This is a genomic window from Mergibacter septicus, assembly GCF_003265225.1.
In the GTDB taxonomy this organism is placed as follows: Bacteria; Pseudomonadota; Gammaproteobacteria; order Enterobacterales; family Pasteurellaceae; genus Mergibacter; species Mergibacter septicus.
The window spans coordinates 1,075,501-1,088,923 of sequence record NZ_CP022013.1; the positions used below are offsets into that span (position 1 = coordinate 1,075,501).

The window sequence follows — 13,423 nt, forward strand, 5'->3', positions numbered from 1 at the left end:
TTGTAATCCTAATAGCTATTATTGCGAATAATGGTGGTAATATCCGTATTAATCGGCGTTAAGTCATAATCTAAAGTGTTTGTCTGATATAAAGGTTGCCCACGCATTTTTTTCGCTAAGACTTCTCCATCTTGATGAGATAAATTGACTTTAACTGTTGCAGATAATCCTAAACGTAACGGATATTTTTCTAATTGTTTTGGATCAAGTGAAATTCTCACTGGTAAACGTTGTACAACTTTAATCCAATTCCCCGTTGCATTTTGTGCTGGCAATAAAGAGAATACATTACCAGTTCCCGCTTCAATGCCTTCAATTTTTCCATCAAACTCAATCTCTTTTCCATAAAGATCAAACCAAATTTTAACGGGTTGCCCAAGTCGCATCGGTTTAATTTGAGTCTCTTTAAAATTTGCATCTAACCAAATTTGATTTAATGGTACCACCGCCATCAATGGAATACCGGGGCGTGCTAACTGCCCTACTTGTGCATTACGGCGAGCAATATAACCATCTACTGGGCTTAAGATTTTTGTTCGTTGTAAATTTAACCACGCTTGTCGTACTTTGTCTGCCGCTTGAATCACTGCTGGCTGTTGTTCTAAAGAAGAAGTACCAAGCAAAGCTAATGTTGCATTTAACTGATCTTGTGTTGCAGCTAGATCATTTTTAGCTGCCAACACGGCATCTTGAGAATGTTGTAAACTCTCTTTTGCAACAGCACCAGCTTTATCCAACTTTTGACGGCGAGCAAGATCTCTTTCAGCTTGTTGTAACAAAACCTTTTTCGCGGCTACCGCAGCCCTTAATTGTTCTGCGGTAAACCGAGCTTGAGCTATGTGTCGCACAGCTAAAGCAAGGTTATTTTTTGCCTGAGACAGCGCTAGTTTTGCATCAGTATCATCTAATACCACCAATACATCACCTTTATGCACTAAATCAGTATCAATATAATTGATCTGACGAATATTCCCAGTAACTTGCGTTGAAACAGGTACAATATTCCCATTTGAATAAGCATCATTCGTTTCTGCAAAGTCTTTTACAAAAAAGAACCAATAACCAAAGCTTATAATGGCAACAATAATTAAAATAACAGTAAAAATAGCCAAACGTTTTGTTCTTAATTGACGTTTCCCTTGCGATTTTTGCTGTTGTTCAATTTTAGTCATAGCTCTACTCTTAAATTAATTTTAATATTTAGTTTGAGTTTCTTCTAAACGGGTAGAAATTTTTAATAATAAATTATACAACTCTTTGATTTCTTCTTGCGTCAACACGCCTAAAATAGACTCCATCAACTCCCATTGACGAGGGAAGATACTTTCTAAAAATTCAATGCCTTTTTTACTCATTTTAAGCATAAAGCAACGACGATCTTCAGCTACGGAATGACGTTCTACCCAGCCGTGATCAACTAATTCATCAGAAATACGTGTCGCATTTGTGCGTGAAGAAGCTAAAATATCGCTTAATTTCGAAGGTTGAATTTGATGATCTGGTTGAGAATAGATCACAATTAATGCTTCAAATAAGGTATGGTTTAATTTCACCTCTTTGAGCAGACGATTACGACTATCTAAATAGTTATTGTTAACGTGTAATAATAAACGAACTAACAGCACTTGTTCTGCTGGAATACTAGGATGTTTTTCTAAATGTTGACGAATAACACTTTCAATGTAAGCAAAGTGCTTGCTCATAATTAAATCTCCAAATTAATTTTAATATACATACACAGCAAGGCTAAAATGATAACTAAAGTTATTATTTAATGCAATACTTTAACTGTGTTGATTTTACTATAATTCATTAAAACTATATATAGATCAAAAGAAAAAGACATCATACTTGCAATTTTTATTAGAAAGAGTAAAATTTGACAGCTTTTATTCTTATTTTGCAAGGCGAAATACAAAATAAAGCGTTGTAATCCCCCACTTCGAACGGGGGTTTTCTTTTTACTATCAATTTTAGAGGAAGGTTATGGTAACCATTCGTTTATCTCGTGGCGGAGCTAAAAAACGCCCTTTTTATCAAGTAGTTGTCGCTGACAGCCGTTGTCCGCGTGATGGTCGTTTCATCGAACGTGTTGGTTTTTTCAATCCAGTTGCTTCAGGTAAAGCTGAACGTTTACGTTTAGATTTAGACCGCATTAATTCATGGATTGAGAAAGGTGCTTCTTTATCAGATCGTGTTTCTTCTTTAGTTAAAGAAGCACAAAAAGTAGCATAATTTCTACTTGATACAGAAATTTATAGGTAGGTGAATAATGGATAAGCAAAAAATCGGTGTCGTAGGCAAACTTGGTTCGACTTACGGAATACGAGGTTGGTTGCGAATCTATTCTTCTACCGAACAAGCCGAAAGTATCTTTGATTATCAACCTTGGTTTTTAAAAATTAAAAATCAATGGCAACTTACTGAACTAGAAAGTTGGAAACACCATAACAATGATTTAATCATTAAATTAAAAGGTGTAGATGATCGAGAAACAGCACAAACTTTAGCCAATGTTGAGATTGGTGTAGATTTGAACCAACTTCCAAAATTAGATGAAGGTGAGTATTACTGGCACGATTTAATTGGGTGCCAAGTAATTAATACCACTGGATATCAAATGGGGACTATTACCGAAATTATGGAAACAGGTTCCAATGATGTATTGGTTGTGCGAGCACAAATAAAAGACGCTTTTGGTAAACAAGAACGGTTAATTCCGTATATTGATACAGTAGTTAAAAGAGTAGATCTCACCACTAAAACAATAGAAGTGGATTGGGACGCTGGTTTCTAACCTCAGGTACTCCTGTTGGCTTATATACAATAACATTAAGGTAAAAGATTATGTGGCTTGGCGTTATTACACTTTTTCCTGAAATGTTTAAAGCTATTACAGATTTTGGAGTAACAGGCCGAGCAGTAAAACAACAGCTTTTGCATCTACAATGCTGGAATCCACGTGATTTCACTCACGATAAGCATAAAACCGTTGATGATCGCCCCTATGGTGGTGGTCCGGGTATGTTGATGATGGTAAAACCATTAAAAGCAGCCATTCAAGCGGCAAAAGCAGAAGCAAAAAAAGAAGGAAGTGAAAAGATAAAAGTCATTTATCTTTCACCTCAAGGACGAAAACTCGACCAACAAGGTGTCCAACAACTGGCTCAAAATCAAAAACTGATTTTAGTCTGTGGTCGCTATGAAGGCATTGATGAACGGTTAATTGAAACTGAAATTGATGAAGAATGGTCGGTCGGAGATTATGTTCTCACTGGTGGGGAATTGCCTGCAATGACGTTAATTGATGCGGTTGCTCGGTTTATTCCTGGTGTTTTGGGAAAACAAGCCTCTGCTGAAGAAGACTCTTTTGCTGAGGGTTTATTAGATTGCCCGCACTACACTCGACCAGAAGTGTTAGATGGCTTAACTGTTCCTCCGATATTGATGTCGGGTAACCATGAAGAAATTCGTAAATGGCGATTAAAACAGTCATTACAACGGACGTGGTTACGTCGCCCTGAGCTATTAGAAAGCCTAGCTCTGACTGACGAACAAAGGTTGCTGTTAGAACAGGTAAAAACTGAAAATAACAGCAAGCAGACTGCCTACTAAGGCACTGTTAATTATCAGTTATCTCTAGGATACAAGGTAAATTATTATGAGTAACATTATTAAACAACTTGAACAAGAACAATTAAAACAAAACGTACCAAGCTTCCGTCCAGGTGATACTTTAGAAGTAAAAGTATGGGTTGTTGAAGGTAGTAAAAAACGTCTGCAAGCGTTCGAAGGTGTGGTTATTGCAATTCGTAACCGTGGCTTGCATTCTGCATTTACACTACGCAAAATCTCTAATGGTGTTGGGGTTGAACGTGTGTTCCAAACTCACTCACCAATTATTGATAGCATCACAGTTAAACGTAAAGGTGCGGTTCGCCAAGCGAAACTTTACTACTTACGTGAACGTAGCGGTAAATCAGCTCGTATTAAAGAGCGTTTAAACTAGTTAATTCTTATCAATTAACTTAGTAAAGAAAAAGGGCTCCAATGATAAATTGGGTCCTTTTTCTCTTTTCTGACATTACTATTTTTTTACGGCAATTGTCTTAATTTGAGCAAATACACTTTGCCCTACCGATAAACCTAATTCATCTAATGACCAACGACTAATACTAGAATATAAGACAAAACCACCATCTAGACTTAATTCAACTTCAACTTGATCTAATTTAACGATGATCTGCTGGACGACACCAACTAATAAATTACGAATACTACTCTGTTTTGGGCGAACTAAGCTTAAAGATACATCGGAACTATTGATACTTATCCTCACTTTTTCTTGTTGATTTTTGATAACTTGACCACTAATCCATAGCTGTTGATTACCAAGTTGTAAAGCAGTGATATTATACTCTTGATAATAAGCTCTAACAGGTAAAGAAAAAACAGCATATTTTTCTTGTTCCAATGTTCGCCAAGGTTGAAATGCTGAACTTTGCCAAAGTACCTCTAAAGGCTCATAAGCAACTATTTTTCCTTGTTCAATTAATATCACTCTTTCAGCCAATTGCAATAATTCCTCCAAGCTATGGCTAACATATAACACCGGAATTTTTAATTGTGCAGTTAATTTTTTGAGATAGTCCATTAACTCTCGCTTACGTGGTAAATCAAGTGCCGCTAAAGGTTCATCCATTAATAAAACTTCAGGTGAAGTAAGTAATGCCCTTCCAATAGCAACACGTTGTTTTTCACCACCCGAAAGTGTATTAGGATAACGCTGTAGCAAATGACTGATCCCTAACAAACAAATTAAGTGCTCAAATTCAGCCTGATTTACCAGCTTACCTCCATATAACAAATTTTTTTTCACGCTATAATGCGGAAAAAGTCTTGCATCTTGAAACACATAACCAATATGACGTTTTTCTGGTGGTAAATTTATTTTCTGTTGAGTATCAACCAAAATACGTTGATTTAAGCGAATTCGTCCTTGATCTGGGGTAGATAAACCAGCAACAAGATTAATCAATGACGATTTTCCCGCACCTGATAAGCCAAAAACAGCAGTTACACCCTGCTCGGGGATAATCAAATCTGCCTTTAATTCCAATCTGCCTAAACGTTTTTTTACATTGATCTCTAACATTATTTACTTTTACTCATTTTAATCTATTGTCCTAGCCTTGCTTTCATTCGTTTAGCTAAATATTCCGATAACACTAATGAACTTAAAGATAAAATAATAGACAACACACAAAGTTTAAACGTTTGCTCCTCTGCACCGGGAGTTTGAATAAAAGAATACATTGCCAAAGGAATAGTTTGAGTTTGTCCTTCAATATTCGAAACAAAGGTAATAGTAGCACCAAACTCGCCTAATGAACGAGCAAAACCTAATATTACACCAGCCAATACACCCGGTAAGGCAAGCGGTAAGGTTATTGTAAAAAACACTCGCCACACCGATGCCCCTAAAGTACGTGCGGCTTGCTCTAATTTAGGATCGATACTTTCTAGTGATAAACGAATGGTACGTACCACCAAAGGGAAGGACATCACCATTGCAGCAAGGACGGCACCTCGCCAACTAAAGGCAAAAGAGATACCAAACCAGCTAAATAAATATTGCCCGATAACCCCATTTCTTCCCATTACAACAAGTAAAAGATAACCAATTACGACAGGGGGTAAAACCAGTGGTAAATGTAATAATCCATCAACAATACTTTTTCCATAGAAATTTTTTCGAGCCAATAACCACGCCGCAAAAATAGCAAACGGTAAGTTCCATAACATTGCCGTTACTGATACTTCCAAACTCAATCTTAATGCGCTACTTTCTTGCTGTGTTAATGTAAAAAAATCAATCAGTTGTTCAAGCAAAATTTTAATATCTCAATCAGGATAACAATTAGAAAAAATAGACCGCTATGCGGTCTATCCTTCACTCAAAATAATTATTGTACGTTAAAACCAAAAGATTGATAGATTTTTTTCGCTGTATCCGATTGTAGATAAGTGTAGAAATTTTGTACTGCTTGTGTATCATGCCCTTTAATAATTGTCGCTGGATACTCAATGGCAGGATATGAATCAAGCGGAAACTCAGCAACAACTTTAACTTTGTTACTTTGTTTTGCATCTGTACTATATACCACCCCTAAAGGGGCTTCTCCTCGCTCTACTAAAGCTAATGCCGCTCTTACATCTTTTCCTCTTGCCAATTTAGGTTCTAATTTATCCCAAAAGGCTAATTTTTGCATTGCCGCTTTCATATACTGTCCAGCAGGAACATGATTTGGGTCACCAACCGCAAGATAACTATTCTCAAGATATTTAAACCAATCACCTGAATCGACTTCAAATTGTGTTATTTGGCTATTATTTGGTGCAATCATCACCAAACTATTCCCCACTAATACTTTTTCGCTATCCTGTACTGTCAATCCTTTCTGATTTAAATATGTCATCCATTTCGTATTTGCCGAAACATAAATATCTGCGGGAGCTCCTTGTTCAATCTGTTTAGCTAAGGTTGAAGAAGAAGCGAAAGAAAAAACGATCTTATCTTGAGGATAACGCTGACTATATTCATCTGCGACTTTCTGCATTGCATTAGTCATCGATGCTGCAGCAAATACTGTAATTTCAGCGGCACATACTGATGTAGTAATTAATCCTAAACTTAATGCGATTAATCCAATTTTAAAAGTTACTTGCGGTTTTAAGTTCATAACGATCCTCTCAATATGATATGATAAGGTAAATTTTGATATATAATAAATTATATAACGTTTGTCTAATAAAATTCTAGTGGAATTTTTTGAAAGGATTTAGAGGAAAAAGTGTATGCTAACGCCAGAAATTTTATTAACAATTAAACTAAATGGTATTCTTTTTGCTGATCCTAGACGGATAGAATTATTAAGGCAAATCAAAAACTGCCATTCAATCAATCAAGCTGCTAAGCTGGCTAACGTAAGCTATAAAACAGCTTGGGATAATATTGATGCAATGACTAAAGTCAGTCCACAACCTTTGCTAGAACGTAGCATAGGTGGAAAAAATGGGGGAGGTACTCAGTTAACTGTCTATGCAGAACGCCTTTTGCAACTGTATGAATTAACCACCCAACTACAAGAAAAAGCATTCGCAATTCTACATGATCAAAATATTCCTTTAGATAATTTACTGGTTGCAACCGCTCATTCGTCATTACAAAGCAGTGCTAGAAATCAATTTTTTGGTGAAGTAATTAGCTACCAACAACAAGGTATACAAACTCTAGTCAAGATTCATATTGAAGGATTAGAACAAGCAATAACTGCCTCAATTACGGCTCAAAGTTATCAACGTTTGAAATTACATCAAGGAAAAGAAGTAATGTTAATGGTCAAAGCACCTTGGGTTAAATTATTCCCTTTAGAATCTCTCACCAATAAACAAAAACTAAATTATTTTATTGGAACTGTTATCTCAACCACACAAAATCAAGCTCATCAAGAAGTTGTCGTTCAATTAGGTGAAAATTTAAGTTGTTGTGCAACAACAGAACATACTTTCACTTCTGGCGACAAAGTGCATTTACACATTGATCCTGAACAAATTATTCTTTCAACACTTTATTAAAAACACTCAATATATTGATTGCGATCTGCTAATAGATCGCTTTGCAAAAATTATTTCGCTAATTTAATTAATTGAGTAGCCAAAATATCCGCTGTTTTTTGATAGCCTTTCAAAGTAAAATGAACGCCATCTTGTCGAGCTAAACCTTGCTTGATCCATTTCTTCATACTGCATTTTCCTCCCATTGCAGCCTGCCACGACCAATACAGTAGCTTTTGCTCTTTGGCTAAACGTTTTTGCATCTGCTGAATACGGTCTAAAGAAACCGTTCTCACACCACAACGCTGACGGCTACTCTGTGTCTTTTGTAAGGTTTCAGGTGCAGAAATCACTAAAATACCAGCATTAGGTAACGTTTGACGAATTTCCTTTATTAACTCTCGCCACGCTTTTTCTGTATTCGTCAAATCTAAATTCTGATTTAAACTTTCATTCGTCCCATAAGCTAAAATAATAAGATCCGCTTGTGTTTGTGCTAGATCCTCTGTCCAATTTTCTCGCCATTTCTTAAATTCTGTCAACTGCGAGCCATTAATTCCCATTGCGGATAACACGATGCCAGATGATTGATTTTCAATATTGATACTGCCAAATTGCCATAAATTCCCTTCGTTACTACTATAAGTAACGGGTAATTTTCCTTCAACTTGGATATATTGCCAATTCCCACTCTGTTCAGGCTTAATCTTAAATTTACTGCCTTTCCCATCAATAATAGAAAGTGGTTGTTGGACTAATAATGGACGAAGACTAAAAGTAATCTGCTTTAACTGATTATCTTCTTTTGTCGGACTAATAGTAACCGAATAATGATTATCTTGGTTCCCAGATAACGCTGTTATACCACCTAGTGGAAATTCTACTTGGTCTTTATCTCTTAAGCTGGTTAAACTTATCGCTTGATTATCACTATATTTAACACGTTCTAATACCTGCCCTCGTACTCGATTTGGGTAGATCCAACCAATCCCAGCATCACCCCAATGCTGTTGCAGTTTCCTACGCAGTTCACCACTAAAAAAATCACTTGCCGTATGCGAATCCCCTAACTGTAAAATACGGAATTTAACCGCTTTTCCCTGATTTAATTGTTGTAATTTTTTTAACCAAGGTTGATTTACCGAGTGATTATAATTTATCAAACGTGGGGTTTCTGTTGATTCCGCTATGCTACAAGCAGATAACAAAATGATTCCTAATAGCACTAGTAAAGATTTTTTCATTACACCTTATCTTCTCTTTTATTTTTAAATAGATCTTATATTCATAGATAATGAATATATTGCAAAATATAATCTGCCACATACCTTCCACCCGCAAGAGTAAAATGAATACCATCTTTTGTTCTTACACGGATATTCTTCTGATCAACAGATAAGGTATCGATAAAATGATCTTCTCCACCACTCAAATACCGTTCAAGTGGAATCCAAACACCATACGCTTTGATTTCATCTGCATATAATTGGTTCAAATAACGAGTTTGTTGGTTCAATTTATTTTTCCGGATAAACGGCACTTCAATCCAAATTAACTGTACTTGATGCTGTTTTGCTGAATGAACAATTTGTTGGATACGTTGACGATAAACCTTTTCCCACATTGGGCTTTTAAATTTTAAATAAGCCCCTCTCCGATTTTCTGGGTTAGGCATATCCCAAGGATCATTCGCACCTAACATCACAATTAATAATTTAATTTTAGGATCTTGCTCTAAGGCTTGCTCAATTGTCTCAGGCCAATTAAAAAAATGAGGATAGGATAAGCCTGTACTTTGCTTACTTAAATTAATCGAATTAATCCCAAATTTTTTCTTTAGCAATTTTTGTAATTGTGGGGCTAAGCCTTGCATTAGAGAATCGCCCGCAAACAAAACTTTATTCCCATTCTGTAACGCCGTATATGGTGTTTTAACAGTCTTTTCTGCATCTAAATTTTCTACGGTTTGTTTTAACTGCAACTTATTTTTTTCCAGCATTTTACTATCTAGTTGCTCAGCCATAGGCGATGAAGCAACAAAATTTACACCATTTTGCTGATTCTTCTGTACCGCTATAAAAGACTTCTTAGAGGCTTTCGTTTCACCTTCTTTAATCAATACTGCTTGACCTTTTTCAACCTCTTTATAGAAAGTAAGCTCACCCTGATTGTTTTCTAATTCGCTCTTTTCAATTTCACTAGTTTCTATACCTTGTTCTAAAGTTTCTCCCTGAGATGCTAGATCCTGAGATAACGAAGAAGATTCATTTTGATCAATTAAATAACCATCTTCATTCGCTAACCAAGCAATGAGATCTTTGGATTGTTGATTAACTTTCTGTTGTAATTCAGCACCTGCTCGCCACCAACTAAAACGTTCAAGGGTAACTAATGGGCTATCTTGATGATAGGTCTGTTGCCAATAAAAATTAATTGATTGCTGACTAAACCAAACCAACACCAGCATAATACTGATTAACACTAAATAAAATTTGTGCCAACCTAGATGTTGAAGTTGTAGCTTTGAGTTATTCTTAGAAATTTGCATAGATAAACCCCGGAATGCCAGAAGGTGCAAGGACAATAATTAACATCATGATTAATGTAATCGGCACAAACCACAACCAATAAGGTAAATTCTCTAAAAGCCTCACAAAAGCCTCAAAACCACGTACAAACAATGGGTAAACAATTAATGTAAATATAAATAATCCTAATACCAGCCAATTCTGCAGATTACTCTGCAGAGAAAAATTCTGCCAAAGTGCAGTAAACATTAAATTAGCATCAGATAAACTTGATGTACGGAAGACAACGAAACTAAAGACTACAAAATGGATTGTAACAATAATACCTAACACTTTCCCTAAAGGTGTTATCACTAATCTTTCACGTCCAAAAAAATGATCTGTTATATTCAAAATAACTAATGCAATTCCGTGCAATCCTCCCCATAACAAAAAATTCCACCCAGAACCATGCCAAATTCCTGATAATAACATTGCAATTACTAAGTTTACTTGTGTTCTCCCCCAACCATTTCGGCTTCCACCTAAAGGGATATAGATATAATCTCGAATCCAAGTTGATAATGTAATATGCCAGCGATTCCAAAAATCTCGAATATTAAAAGCTCTCAGTGGCATATTAAAATTCTTAGGTAAATCAAAACCTAATAACATTGCTATACCAATTACTAAATCTGTATAACCTGAAAAATCCAAAAAGAGTTGGGCGGTATAGCCATACATTGCATTTAATACCTCAATACCTTGATATTGCAATGGATTTTCAAAAACAGGATCGACAAATTGTTCTCCTAAAGTCCCACTTAACCACCACTTTTTCGCTATTCCTAATAATACTAAACTGATCGCTAAAGCGGGGCGAATAATCTGTCTAGGCACCACTGTTTTTAATTGAACCGCCATACCTTGATGTTCACCATAAATACTTTTCATTTTTCCTACACGAGCAATAGGCCCTGAGGTAATTGTCGGAAAAAAACTAAAATGCAACAACGTCTCAAACATTGTCAGTTTTATATTTTCACCACGATATAACTCAACTAAGTAAGCAATGGCTTGAAAGGTATAATAAGAAACTCCTAAAGGAAGAACGATATCAATAACTTGTTGCCCAAACCAATTTTGTAACTGAGGGCGAAAAAAATCAAAATACTTAAAAACACCTAAATTCAACAAGGTGATAACGATCGCAGTAATAAAATAACCTTTTTTCCAACCTATTCTTTGTTCATTTGAAATTCGTTGTGCAAACCAATTAATAATAATTGCAAAGCTAAAGACGGTAACTAAAAACCAAGGATTCAACTGCCACAACCAATAACCACTTGCTAACAATAATAAAAAATTCTGACATTTAGGTGAAAAACGACACAACCAATACAAAGGAAAAAAGATAATAAAAAAAAGAGTAAATTCAATCGATAAAAACGGCATATCTGTATCACCTATTCAGATAAAACTCGGTAAAAAAATTGTGATAAACTATAACAAAAAGGCAATAAGAAAGATAAAAATTTTTATTAATTTAAACCAAACCTAGCATAAACTGTATTTAATTTAAGCATCTATCTTTTTTTTACGAAAAAACATTTGAAATCAATTCAAAAATCATTATACTTCGCAACACAAATTCAGTGCTTAATGCGACCGTAGCTCAGTTGGTTAGAGCACCACCTTGACATGGTGGGGGTCGGTGGTTCGAGTCCACTCGGTCGCACCATTCAGCTAAAAATCCCCAAATTCACCTACTAAGATCCAAATCAACCTTTTAAGATATTTTATTGAAATTAAAGGCTTTTTTATCAAATTTACTTCAAAATAACTCTCTTTTTATCGTCATTTTACAGCCTCATTAGATCTACTATAAGATTAGATCACACCTAAATTACACCTTAAATTACACCTCAAATAGGGAAAAATTTATGGCAACATTTATAAAAACAAAAACATCTTGGAAAGCACAGATCAGAAAAAAAGGGATATCAAAATCGAAAAACTTCCGCACAAAAGCAGAAGCACAAAACTGGGCATACAAACTAGAAATGGAAATAGAAAGCGGAAAATATGATGCTATACCGAATTTGCCGTTTTCTCATCTGATTGAAAAATACTTAAGAGAAATAACACCAACTAAGCGAAGTGCAAGACATGAAACATTAAGATTATATCGTTTGCAAGAAATGCCAATTGGAAAAGTTTCGCTAAGAGAACTGACTGATGATCATTTTAGACAATGGCGAGATGCTAGATTGAAAGAAGTCAGCTCTGCAAGTGTAAGAAGAGAATGGTCAACTATCAGCAATATGCTTAATATTGCAGTCACGGAATGGAAACTCTTAAAAGAAAACCCACTTAAAACAGTGAAAAAGCCAGAGCCCCCTAAACCTCGGACACGCAGATATAGTCAGGAAGAGATAGATGCCCTAATTTATAGTTCTGGTTACAACATTAACGAACCACCAGAAACGTCAACCGCCAGAGTCGGTGCGGCAATATTATTTGCAATAGAAACCGCTATGCGAGCTGGTGAAATAGTCAATCTAACGTGGGACAACGTCTATTTTGATGACCGCATAGCTCATCTACCAAAAACTAAAAATGGTTGGCCAAGAGACGTGCCTTTATCTACTAACGCACTAAAAATTCTCAACCATTTAAAACAAATAGAGAATGGCAACAGTGTATTTCAGCTAACTTCACAAAATCTTGATGCTCTATTTAGAAAGTTAAAGAAACGCACAATGTTAGAAAACTTGCATTTTCACGACACAAGACGAGAAGCATTAACTCGATTAGCAGAAAAAGTTGATGTAATGACTCTAGCAAAAATATCGGGTCACAGAGATTTGTCTATTTTACAGAATACATATTACGCCCCAGATATGAAAAAAGTCGCAAATCTATTAGACTAAAAAAACAAAACCCCCGCATTCAGTGGGGGTGATTTAAATAATATTTTATAAATTTAACACAAAATTCTATCTGCTTTTTTCTTTTTTCGTTTTAATACAACAAAATCAACGACTTCCCCAGCAATCCATCTGTTACAGGTTTTTCCTCCTGTTCTACCATTAAATTCTACAGGGTTGGGAAACTGTGGATCAGAAATAATTGAACGTTTCGTATGTTCATACGAATAACCGATAAAGTCAGCAATCTCTTGAGCACTGACTAATTCCATACTCCCTTTAGAAAACTTACTGGCTTTTTCTTTTAGCAATATTTCAACAGAACATAATTTATCAAACAACACTTGATTAGTAATTTCCATAAAATCC

General features: G+C 35.5%; 15 protein-coding genes and 1 tRNA gene. 7 read left to right on the forward strand and 9 right to left on the reverse strand.

Going from position 1 to position 13,423, the window contains the following annotated elements:
* Positions 1 to 8: 8 nt before the first annotated feature.
* Positions 9 to 1,172: an EmrA/EmrK family multidrug efflux transporter periplasmic adaptor subunit gene (locus CEP47_RS05025; protein ID WP_265482606.1), complete on the reverse strand. Its 1,164-nt coding sequence runs from the start codon at positions 1,170 to 1,172 to the stop codon at positions 9 to 11.
* A gap of 21 nt (positions 1,173 to 1,193) precedes the next feature.
* A complete protein-coding gene (gene mprA / locus CEP47_RS05030; protein ID WP_265482607.1) occupies positions 1,194 to 1,703 on the reverse strand; it encodes a transcriptional repressor MprA in 510 nt (169 codons plus the stop codon).
* 283 nt (positions 1,704 to 1,986) lie between these two features.
* On the opposite strand from mprA, the gene rpsP reads away from it, so the two are divergent.
* From rpsP to rplS, 4 genes are read left to right on the forward strand one after another with little or no spacing between them, the layout of a single operon-like run.
* Complete coding sequence (gene rpsP / locus CEP47_RS05035) at positions 1,987 to 2,235, forward strand: 30S ribosomal protein S16 (RefSeq protein WP_261920657.1); 249 nt, start codon at positions 1,987 to 1,989, stop codon at positions 2,233 to 2,235.
* Between the two features lie 37 nt (positions 2,236 to 2,272).
* Positions 2,273 to 2,797 carry a ribosome maturation factor RimM gene (gene rimM, locus CEP47_RS05040; RefSeq protein ID WP_261920656.1) on the forward strand — a complete coding sequence of 175 codons (525 nt, stop codon included), beginning with the start codon at positions 2,273 to 2,275 and terminating at the stop codon, positions 2,795 to 2,797.
* Positions 2,798 to 2,847: 50 nt separating this feature from the next.
* On the forward strand, positions 2,848 to 3,615 hold the full coding sequence (gene trmD / locus CEP47_RS05045; protein WP_261920655.1) for a tRNA (guanosine(37)-N1)-methyltransferase TrmD: 768 nt from the start codon (positions 2,848 to 2,850) through the stop codon (positions 3,613 to 3,615).
* 46 nt (positions 3,616 to 3,661) lie between these two features.
* Positions 3,662 to 4,009: a 50S ribosomal protein L19 gene (gene rplS / locus CEP47_RS05050; protein WP_261920654.1), complete on the forward strand. Its 348-nt coding sequence runs from the start codon at positions 3,662 to 3,664 to the stop codon at positions 4,007 to 4,009.
* A 78-nt stretch (positions 4,010 to 4,087) separates the two neighbouring features.
* Here the strand turns inward: rplS and modC are convergent, their stop codons facing one another.
* From modC to modA, 3 genes are all read right to left on the reverse strand, one after another.
* A complete protein-coding gene (modC, locus tag CEP47_RS05055; protein WP_261920653.1) occupies positions 4,088 to 5,155 on the reverse strand; it encodes a molybdenum ABC transporter ATP-binding protein ModC in 1,068 nt (355 codons plus the stop codon).
* Between the two features lie 23 nt (positions 5,156 to 5,178).
* Entirely contained in the window at positions 5,179 to 5,892 is a 714-nt protein-coding gene (gene modB / locus CEP47_RS05060; protein WP_261920652.1) for a molybdate ABC transporter permease subunit, read from the reverse strand.
* A 74-nt stretch (positions 5,893 to 5,966) separates the two neighbouring features.
* A complete protein-coding gene (modA, locus tag CEP47_RS05065) occupies positions 5,967 to 6,743 on the reverse strand; it encodes a molybdate ABC transporter substrate-binding protein (protein ID WP_261920651.1) in 777 nt (258 codons plus the stop codon).
* Positions 6,744 to 6,858: 115 nt separating this feature from the next.
* On the opposite strand from modA, the gene CEP47_RS05070 reads away from it, so the two are divergent.
* Complete coding sequence (locus tag CEP47_RS05070; protein WP_261920650.1) at positions 6,859 to 7,638, forward strand: TOBE domain-containing protein; 780 nt, start codon at positions 6,859 to 6,861, stop codon at positions 7,636 to 7,638.
* A gap of 50 nt (positions 7,639 to 7,688) precedes the next feature.
* On the opposite strand, the gene CEP47_RS05075 is transcribed toward CEP47_RS05070, so the two are convergent.
* The 3 genes from CEP47_RS05075 to CEP47_RS05085 are packed head-to-tail and all read right to left on the reverse strand — an operon-like array spanning position 7,689 to position 11,579.
* Positions 7,689 to 8,861: an SGNH/GDSL hydrolase family protein gene (locus tag CEP47_RS05075; RefSeq protein WP_261920649.1), complete on the reverse strand. Its 1,173-nt coding sequence runs from the start codon at positions 8,859 to 8,861 to the stop codon at positions 7,689 to 7,691.
* Positions 8,862 to 8,902: 41 nt separating this feature from the next.
* On the reverse strand, positions 8,903 to 10,165 hold the full coding sequence (locus CEP47_RS05080) for an SGNH/GDSL hydrolase family protein (protein ID WP_261920648.1): 1,263 nt from the start codon (positions 10,163 to 10,165) through the stop codon (positions 8,903 to 8,905).
* Positions 10,152 to 11,579 (reverse strand): MBOAT family O-acyltransferase, encoded by a 1,428-nt coding sequence (locus CEP47_RS05085; protein WP_261920647.1) that lies wholly within the window; start codon positions 11,577 to 11,579, stop codon positions 10,152 to 10,154. The genes CEP47_RS05080 and CEP47_RS05085 overlap by 14 nt, the downstream gene beginning before the upstream one ends.
* A 209-nt stretch (positions 11,580 to 11,788) precedes the next feature.
* Between CEP47_RS05085 and CEP47_RS05090 the strand changes: the two genes are divergently transcribed.
* Both CEP47_RS05090 and CEP47_RS05095 read left to right on the forward strand, forming a co-directional pair.
* A tRNA-Val gene (locus CEP47_RS05090) sits at positions 11,789 to 11,865 on the forward strand.
* Positions 11,866 to 12,067: 202 nt separating this feature from the next.
* Positions 12,068 to 13,057 (forward strand): tyrosine-type recombinase/integrase, encoded by a 990-nt coding sequence (locus CEP47_RS05095; RefSeq protein WP_261920646.1) that lies wholly within the window; start codon positions 12,068 to 12,070, stop codon positions 13,055 to 13,057.
* Between the two features lie 53 nt (positions 13,058 to 13,110).
* Here CEP47_RS05095 and CEP47_RS05100 read toward each other — a convergent pair whose 3' ends face one another.
* A complete protein-coding gene (locus CEP47_RS05100; RefSeq protein ID WP_261920645.1) occupies positions 13,111 to 13,416 on the reverse strand; it encodes a hypothetical protein in 306 nt (101 codons plus the stop codon).
* Positions 13,417 to 13,423: the final 7 nt, after the last annotated feature.

Coding starts and splice junctions, on each gene's coding strand:
- CEP47_RS05025 (WP_265482606.1), bottom strand. CDS start 1,172: ATGACTAAAATTGAACAACAGCAAAAATCGCAAGGGAAACGTCAATTA.
- modC (WP_261920653.1), bottom strand. CDS start 5,155: ATGTTAGAGATCAATGTAAAAAAACGTTTAGGCAGATTGGAATTAAAG.
- CEP47_RS05100 (WP_261920645.1), bottom strand. CDS start 13,416: ATGGAAATTACTAATCAAGTGTTGTTTGATAAATTATGTTCTGTTGAA.
- rimM (WP_261920656.1), top strand. CDS start 2,273: ATGGATAAGCAAAAAATCGGTGTCGTAGGCAAACTTGGTTCGACTTAC.
- modA (WP_261920651.1), bottom strand. CDS start 6,743: ATGAACTTAAAACCGCAAGTAACTTTTAAAATTGGATTAATCGCATTA.
- rplS (WP_261920654.1), top strand. CDS start 3,662: ATGAGTAACATTATTAAACAACTTGAACAAGAACAATTAAAACAAAAC.
- trmD (WP_261920655.1), top strand. CDS start 2,848: ATGTGGCTTGGCGTTATTACACTTTTTCCTGAAATGTTTAAAGCTATT.
- CEP47_RS05095 (WP_261920646.1), top strand. CDS start 12,068: ATGGCAACATTTATAAAAACAAAAACATCTTGGAAAGCACAGATCAGA.
- CEP47_RS05070 (WP_261920650.1), top strand. CDS start 6,859: ATGCTAACGCCAGAAATTTTATTAACAATTAAACTAAATGGTATTCTT.
- CEP47_RS05075 (WP_261920649.1), bottom strand. CDS start 8,861: ATGAAAAAATCTTTACTAGTGCTATTAGGAATCATTTTGTTATCTGCT.
- mprA (WP_265482607.1), bottom strand. CDS start 1,703: ATGAGCAAGCACTTTGCTTACATTGAAAGTGTTATTCGTCAACATTTA.
- rpsP (WP_261920657.1), top strand. CDS start 1,987: ATGGTAACCATTCGTTTATCTCGTGGCGGAGCTAAAAAACGCCCTTTT.
- CEP47_RS05085 (WP_261920647.1), bottom strand. CDS start 11,579: ATGCCGTTTTTATCGATTGAATTTACTCTTTTTTTTATTATCTTTTTT.
- CEP47_RS05080 (WP_261920648.1), bottom strand. CDS start 10,165: ATGCAAATTTCTAAGAATAACTCAAAGCTACAACTTCAACATCTAGGT.